Origin of the sequence: Neoroseomonas rubea (assembly GCF_016106015.1) — a bacterium.
In the GTDB taxonomy this organism is placed as follows: Bacteria; Pseudomonadota; Alphaproteobacteria; order Acetobacterales; family Acetobacteraceae; genus Neoroseomonas; species Neoroseomonas rubea.
This window is the reverse complement of record NZ_JACADQ010000230.1, coordinates 1-6720: the sequence shown is the minus strand read 5'-3', so window position 1 is coordinate 6720 and position 6720 is coordinate 1. Positions and strand designations below refer to the sequence as shown.

Genomic DNA, 6720 nt, shown 5'->3' with positions numbered 1-6720 from the left:
CGCGGCGCGGATGGGGGCCCTGCCCGCCCCGGCGGCCGCGCCCGGCCCCTGGGGCGGCGGGCGGCGCGGCAACCCCTGGGGCTGAACCGCGGGGCACGCGGGCCCTCTTCTCGCGCGACGACGATCTGTCGCGGCTAGGACGGGCCGGCCGTGCATGGCTTCATCCTTCGCATGGTCGCCGTGATATCGGCGGCACGGATCACCGAACCGTGCCGAAGTCGCGAAGGCGCGCCCGCGGGCACGTAGGGGACTACGCGCCGCCGTAGATGAAGACCGGCATGGGCTGCGTGTCGTCATGCACGGACTTCACGCCCGGCACGTTCTCGGCCAGCACGCGCAGCGCCTTCTGCACGGTGTCGCTACGGCGGAACCCGTGGAAGGTGACGGCACCGTCCTTGACCTCAACCATCGTGTAGAAGGTGTCGGTCCAGGGTTCCTTCTTCATCGCCGCCATCACCGCGCGGCGGATGCGCTCATCCGACAGTTCCGCCTCCACATGCGGCGGCGCGACGAGCGCGCGCAGCAGGTCCGCGCGGCTGACGATGCCCTTCAGCTTCTCGCCTTCCACCACCACCACGCGGCGGATCTTCTGCTCCTCCATCATGTGGGCGATGTGTGCGGCGCTGGTGTCGGGCGCGACGGAGACGACCTTCTCGGTCATGAGGTCGTGCGCCGTCACACCGTGGGTGCGGGCGTAGCGTTCCGCCTGGCTCGCCGGGTCGGCGAACAGCGCGCCGAACCAGGAGGACGGGCGGTCCTCCTCCCCCGCCAGCCGGCGGATCAGGTCGGCCTCGGTGACGATGCCGAGCACCTTGCCGGCGGCGTCCACCACCGGCACGGCCGAGATGCCGCGGTCGGCCAGCAGGCGGGCCATGGCCATGACCGGCGTCGTGGGCGGTACGGTCACCACGTCGGGCGTCATCAGGTCGCGGGCGAGAAGGCCGGTCATCTTGGATCCTCCGATGGGATGCGGGCCGAATGTGCTGCGGACAAACACGCGCCGCCTTGCGCCAGATCAACGGGGCAGGCTTCAAACCGGCGGCCAGGGCGGCTATCAGGGCCGCGTCCAACGGGACCAAGGAGGAAGACATGTCCGGGATCTCTCGCCGCGGCCTGATTGCCGCAACCGCCGGCACGCTCGCGCTGCCGGGCCTCGCCGCCGCGCAGACGCAGATGGCGATCGCCACAGGCACCACGGGCGGCGTCTATTATCCGCTCGGCGGCGCGCTCGCGAACTACCTCTCGCGCGGCATTCCGGGCATGAGCGCGACGGCCGAGGTGACGGGCGGATCGGTCGCCAATTTCCAGCTGCTCGGCGCCGGGCGCGTCGGCATGGTGTTCGGCCAGGTGGACGCGGCGGTCGACGGGCTGCGCGGCGCCGGGCCCTTCCGCGGCCGCGCCGTGGCTGCGCGCGCCATCGCCGTGCTCTACACGAACCGCATGCAGGTGGTGACGACGGCCGCGAGCGGCATCCGCACCATGGCCGACCTGCGCGGCAAGCGCGTGTCCACCGGCGCGCCGGGCTCGGCGACCGAGCTTTTCGCCTTCCGCGTCATCGCCGCCGCAGGCCTCGACCGCGAACGCGACTTCCGCGCGCGCGAACGCCTCAGCCCCGCCGAATCCACGAACGCCATCCGCGACGGCAAGCTCGACGCCTACTTCTTCGTCTCCGGCGTGCCGACGAGCGCCATCACCGACCTCGCGGCCACGCCCGGGACGCAGATCGTCCTCGTGGACCATGCGGACCTGCACCAGCGCATCGTCGCAGAGAACGGGCCCGTCTATTTCCCGGAGGTGATCCCCGCGAACACCTATCCCGGGCAGGCGCGCGACAACCAGCAGCTCTCGGTCGCGAACATCCTCGCGGTGCGGGAGGACATGCCGGTCGAGATGGTGACGAACATCCTGCGCGTGACCTGGGAGAACCGGGAGGACTGGGCGCGGGTGCACGCCGAGGCGCGCAACTTCACCCTCGCCGCGCAGAAGACCGCCGCGGCGGGAATTCCTTGGCATCCGGCGGCCGAGGCCTTCTGGCGCGCCGCCGGCGCCACGCTGGCCTGATTGGCGGGCGCCGGGGGCCCCGTGCCCCCGGCGCGCAGATGGAGCATCCGCGCCGAGATGACCAGCACCGCCCTGCCGCCCGAAGTGCCGAAGGGCGCCCTCGACGACGCAACCGCCGCGCGGTTGGAGGCGCTGATCGAGCAGGAGGAGGGTGCCCAGAACCGCCTGCCCGGATTGCTGGGCCATGCCGCGGTCGCGATCGCGCTCGCCATGTCGCTGTTCCATCTGTGGGCGGCGTGGGACATCGTGCCGACGACTGTGCTGCGGTACGTCCATGTCGGCTTCGCGCTGGTCCTCGGCTTTGCGCTATTCCCCGTGGCGCGGCGCTTCCGTCACCGGCTGATGCCCTGGGACATCGCGCTGCTGGCCGCCGGCATCTACTGCATCTGGTACCTTATCGCCGGCGGCGACGACCTGCAGGACCGCTACGTCTTTCCCGAGCCGATGGACATCGTCGTCGGCTGGATGCTGATCGCGCTCGTGCTCGAGGTGACGCGCCGCGCGACCGGCTGGATCATGCCCGCGGTCGCCATCGCCTTCCTGCTCTATGCCTTCTTCGGCGACATGCTGGCCCCCCCCTGGCGGCACCAGGGCTATGACGCGGAACGGCTGATCCCGCATCTGACGATCACGCTGGAAGGCATCTTCGGCACGGCGGTCGATGTCTCCGCCTCGCTGATCGTGCTGTTCACGATCTATGGCGCCATCCTGCAGGCGAGCGGCGCCGGAAAATTCTTCGTCGACTTCTCCTTCAGCCTGACCGGCGGCAAGCCTTCCTCCGCTGGGCGGACGGTGGTGCTCTCCTCCTTCCTGCTGGGGGGGCCGTCTGGGTCCGGCGTCGCCACCACCGTCACGCTCGGCACCGTTGCCTGGCCGATGATGCGGCAAGTCGGCTATCGCGGGGACGATGCGGGCGGGCTGCTCGCCGCCGGTGGGCTCGGCGCCATCATCTCGCCACCCGTGATGGGGGCCGCGGCGTTCCTGATCGCGGAATACCTGAAGATCGGCTACCTCGACGTCATCGTCATGGCGATCGTGCCGACCTGCCTCTACTACGCCTCGCTGCTCTTCATGGTGGAACTCGACCAGCGGCGGATCGAGGCGGAGCGCAAGGCCGACCCGAACGCGCCACCGCCGCGTACGATGCGCGTCGATCCGGTCGGCAAGCTGCTACGGCTGTATGGTTTCCACTTCTCGACGCTGGTTGCGATCATCGTCTTCATGGTGCTCGGCTATTCGCCGACGCTCTCGGTGCTCTATGCGATGATCGTCGCCGTCGTGCTGTCCTGGCTGCGGCGGGAGACGGCGCTGACGCCGCGGCGTCTGGCCGACGCGCTCGCCTCGGGCGCGGTGCAGTCGATCGGCATCGCGGCGACCTGCGCCTGCGCGGGCATCATCGTCGGCGTCATCACGCTGACGGGGCTGGGGCTGAAGTTCAGCGACATCGCGATCCAGGCGGCGGGTGGGTCGCTCGTCGTCACCGCGATCTACACGGCACTGATCGTCTGGGTGGTCGGGCTGGCGGTGCCGGTCACCGCCTCCTACATCATCTGCGCCGTGGTCGCGGCGCCGGCGCTGATCAAGCTCGGCGTGCCGGACTACGCCGCGCACATGTTCGTCTTCTACTACGCGGTCCTGAGCGAGGTCTCCCCGCCCACCGCGCTCTCCCCCTTCGCAGCATCGGCCATCACCGGCGCCGGGCCCTACCGCACAACGCTTCAGGCCTGGAAGTACACGCTGCCCGCCTTCCTGCTGCCCTTCGTCTTCGTGACTGACCCGGACGGTGTGGGCCTGTTGCTGTCCCTGCGCGACGGCATGACCTGGATCGACGTCGCGTGGCAGGTGCTGCTCGCGGCCGGCGGCCTCGCGGCACTGGCCTCGGCCGCGCAGGGCTTCGGCCGACGCATCCTTGCGGGCTGGGAACGCTGGGCCATGGCGCTCGCGGGCCTGCTGATGATCTTCCCGGCGCTGGTCGAGTATGCGGCGCGCGACCTCGTTCCCTATCCGCACATGCTCGGCATCGCGCTCGCAGTGCTGCTGGTGGTGCTGCAACGGCCGCGACCGGCCTGAATTCCGCCTGTCGATTACATTGCGATGACGGTATGATCGCCGCATGCATCGCGCGCTGCCCTTCTGCCTCCTGCTCCTGGCCTGCGACGGCGCGGGCCCGGCCGACATGCTGCGCGTCGCAGTCTGGCCGCTGCCTGTGCCAGCCTCGCTTTTCGCTGCCTCCGACGACCCGGCCCCGGCGCGCTGGGAGACCGAGGGCGAGGCGCGCGCGGACGGTCCCGCGCTGCTGCTGGCGCTGGGCAGCCGCCGCGCCACCGCGGCCCTGCTGCAGGAGGAAGGCGAACGCCGCCTCTGGCGCACCCAGGGCGGCGTGGTGGTGGCAACAGACGGGCCGCGCATTGTCGCGACCGCGGGGCTCAGGGACATGCTGGCCGCGACGCGATTCGAGGGCATGGACGGTCTCGCCCGCCCGGCCGAGGCCGATGGCTGGCAGGGCACGCGCGTCGTCGACCTGGCGCGGGGCGGCACCGACCCGGCGCGGATGCGCTTCGGCCTGCGCCTCGAATGCCGCATGCGCGTGCGGGCGGCGGAGTCGGAGGACGTACTGCTGGTCGAGGAATCCTGCCGCGGCGGTGCGCGCTTCGTGAACCGCTTCTGGGCCGATGCGCGAACGGGTGGCGTCTTCCGGTCGGAGCAATGGATCGGGGAGGGCCTGCCGGCGCTCCGCGTCGACTACCTCGCGCCCCACATGCCTGCCGAAGTCATCACCCCCGCCAGGTGAGCCCCGCGCGCCGCATCAGGCGGCGGACATGTAGCATCCAGGCCACCTGCACCGCGATCGCCGGCAGCACGACGAGCGGCTTCATCCCCGAGGGCAGGTGGAGGAACAGCGCGACCAGCGCGCCGTGGAACAGCACGAAGCCCCAATGGATCGCCGCGACCGCGCGCACGCCCATGCCGCTGCGTTGCGCCATCTGATACAGGTGCGTCCGGTGCGCGGCGGCCACGCGCTCGCCCATCAGCGCGCGGCGCGCCAGGGTGAAGGCGGCATCGAACAGCAGCCCGAACAGCAGCAGCGGCACGATGAGGAAGGAGACGGAGGCGCCGGCGAACTCCGCCGCCGCCACCGCCAGCACCGCCATCATGAAGCCGAGGAACTGGCTGCCGACATCGCCCATGAAGATGCGCGCCGGATGCAGGTTGAAGGGGATGAAGCCCGCGAGCCCTGCCGCCAACAACAATGATGCGGCATACACGAACCAGCCGCCCTGGCCCGCCGCGACGATGCAGAGGATGACCGCGGCGAGGAAGACCGAGCCGCCGACGAGCGAATCGAGCCCGTCCATGAAATTCAGCGCATTGGTGCAGCCGACGATCCAAAACAGCGTGATCACCGGGCCGAGCCAGCCGAGATGCACTTCGCCGATCCAGGGCAGGGCGAGGCGGTCCAGCACCAGGCCGCTGGCGACGGCCACCAGCGCCGCCGCCGCCTGCGCCGCGAGCTTCACCGCGAAGCGCAGGTCGGCCACGTCGTCCCACAGCGAGACCGCGGCGATGGCCACGGCCGCGCCGATCACGCCAAGGAACTGCGGCGGCGGCAGCCGCGCGTGGTGCGCGCCGAGATAGAGCGCCGCCATGCCCGCCACGAAGGCGAGCACGATGCCGACACCCCCACCGCGCGGCGTCGGCCGGACATGGGAGGACCGCGCGTTCGGATGGTCGAGGATCGGCCAGGCGATCATCGCCCGGACCGCTGCCGCCGAGAGCAGCGCGAGCAGGAAGGCGAAGGCGAGATGCCGGAGAACTGCGTCGAGGAGCACCGGCGCGCTATGGCCGAGGCCGCGCCGCCCGTCCAGCGGCGCCCCGCGGGATCAGGCCTCGACCTGCTCCACCGCCACCACTTCCGGCACGTAGTGGCGCAGCATGTTCTCGACGCCGTGCTTCAGCGTGGCGCGGGAGGACGGGCAGCCCGAGCACGCCCCCTGCATGCGCAGCCGAACGATGCCGTCGCGGAAGCCGCGGAAGACGATGTCCCCGCCATCGCCGGCGACGGCCGGGCGCACGCGGGTGTCAAGCAGTTCCTTGATCTGCGCCACGACCTCCTGGTCGGCGGCGTCGAAATCCTCGCCATGCTCGCCCTCGGCCTCGCCGTCCTCGAGCACCGGCATGCCGGAGAGATAGTGCTCCATGATGGCGCCGAGCACGCGGGGGCGGAGCATGGTCCAATCCGCGTCGCTGTCCTTCGTCACCGTCACGAAATCGGCGCCGAGGAAGACGCGCGCCACGTCGCCCACCTGGAAGACCCGCTCGGCGAGGGGGGAACGGCCCGCGGCCTCCCCCGGCGCGGTGAAGTCGGCCGTCCCGCGCGCGCCGAGCACGTCGCGCCCGGGCAGGAACTTCAGCGTGGCGGGGTTCGGGGTGGCTTCGGTCTCGATGAACATGGCGGGCATCCGCGGCTGAGATGGTTTCCAGACCTATGTGGTCCGGATTGCCGTGGCGTGCAACCGGCGCGACGCCGGTCAGCCCGGAAGGCCGAGCAGCCCCGGCAGCGCCGCCATGTCGGCGAAGGGCTCGGCGCCATGGGCCGCGAGCACGCCGGCCGGCGTCTCCCGCGCGAAGCCGAGGACGCGGCAGCCAGCGGCGCGGCCG

The 6720-nt window shown here is 71.2% G+C and carries 6 protein-coding genes; 3 read left to right on the top strand and 3 right to left on the bottom strand.

The features are described from left to right. Positions 1-250: 250 nt before the first annotated feature. A complete protein-coding gene (locus HW577_RS17885) occupies positions 251-949 on the bottom strand; it encodes a CBS domain-containing protein (protein WP_232475030.1) in 699 nt (232 codons plus the stop codon). A gap of 140 nt (positions 950-1089) precedes the next feature. Here HW577_RS17885 and HW577_RS17880 point away from each other — a divergent pair, with 140 nt between their 5' ends. From HW577_RS17880 to HW577_RS17870, 3 genes are read left to right on the top strand one after another with little or no spacing between them, the layout of a single operon-like run. Then, positions 1090-2061, top strand: coding sequence for a TAXI family TRAP transporter solute-binding subunit (locus tag HW577_RS17880; RefSeq protein WP_198377502.1), 972 nt, complete (start codon positions 1090-1092; stop codon positions 2059-2061). Between the two features lie 57 nt (positions 2062-2118). Beyond that, positions 2119-4131, top strand: a complete 2013-nt coding sequence (locus tag HW577_RS17875; protein ID WP_198377501.1) for a TRAP transporter permease — start codon at positions 2119-2121, stop codon at positions 4129-4131. A 43-nt stretch (positions 4132-4174) separates the two neighbouring features. Next, the gene (locus HW577_RS17870) at positions 4175-4852 is read left to right on the top strand and encodes a YjbF family lipoprotein (RefSeq protein ID WP_198377500.1); all 678 of its coding nucleotides are present in this window, start codon (positions 4175-4177) and stop codon (positions 4850-4852) included. On the opposite strand, the gene HW577_RS17865 is transcribed toward HW577_RS17870, so the two are convergent. Continuing rightward, positions 4836-5891, bottom strand: coding sequence for a glycosyltransferase family 4 protein (locus tag HW577_RS17865; protein WP_198377499.1), 1056 nt, complete (start codon positions 5889-5891; stop codon positions 4836-4838). The two genes, HW577_RS17870 and HW577_RS17865, sit on opposite strands and share 17 nt — an antisense overlap. Before the next feature lie 51 nt (positions 5892-5942). Beyond that, positions 5943-6512: a NifU family protein gene (locus HW577_RS17860; RefSeq protein ID WP_198377498.1), complete on the bottom strand. Its 570-nt coding sequence runs from the start codon at positions 6510-6512 to the stop codon at positions 5943-5945. Between the last annotated feature and the right edge of the window lie 208 nt (positions 6513-6720).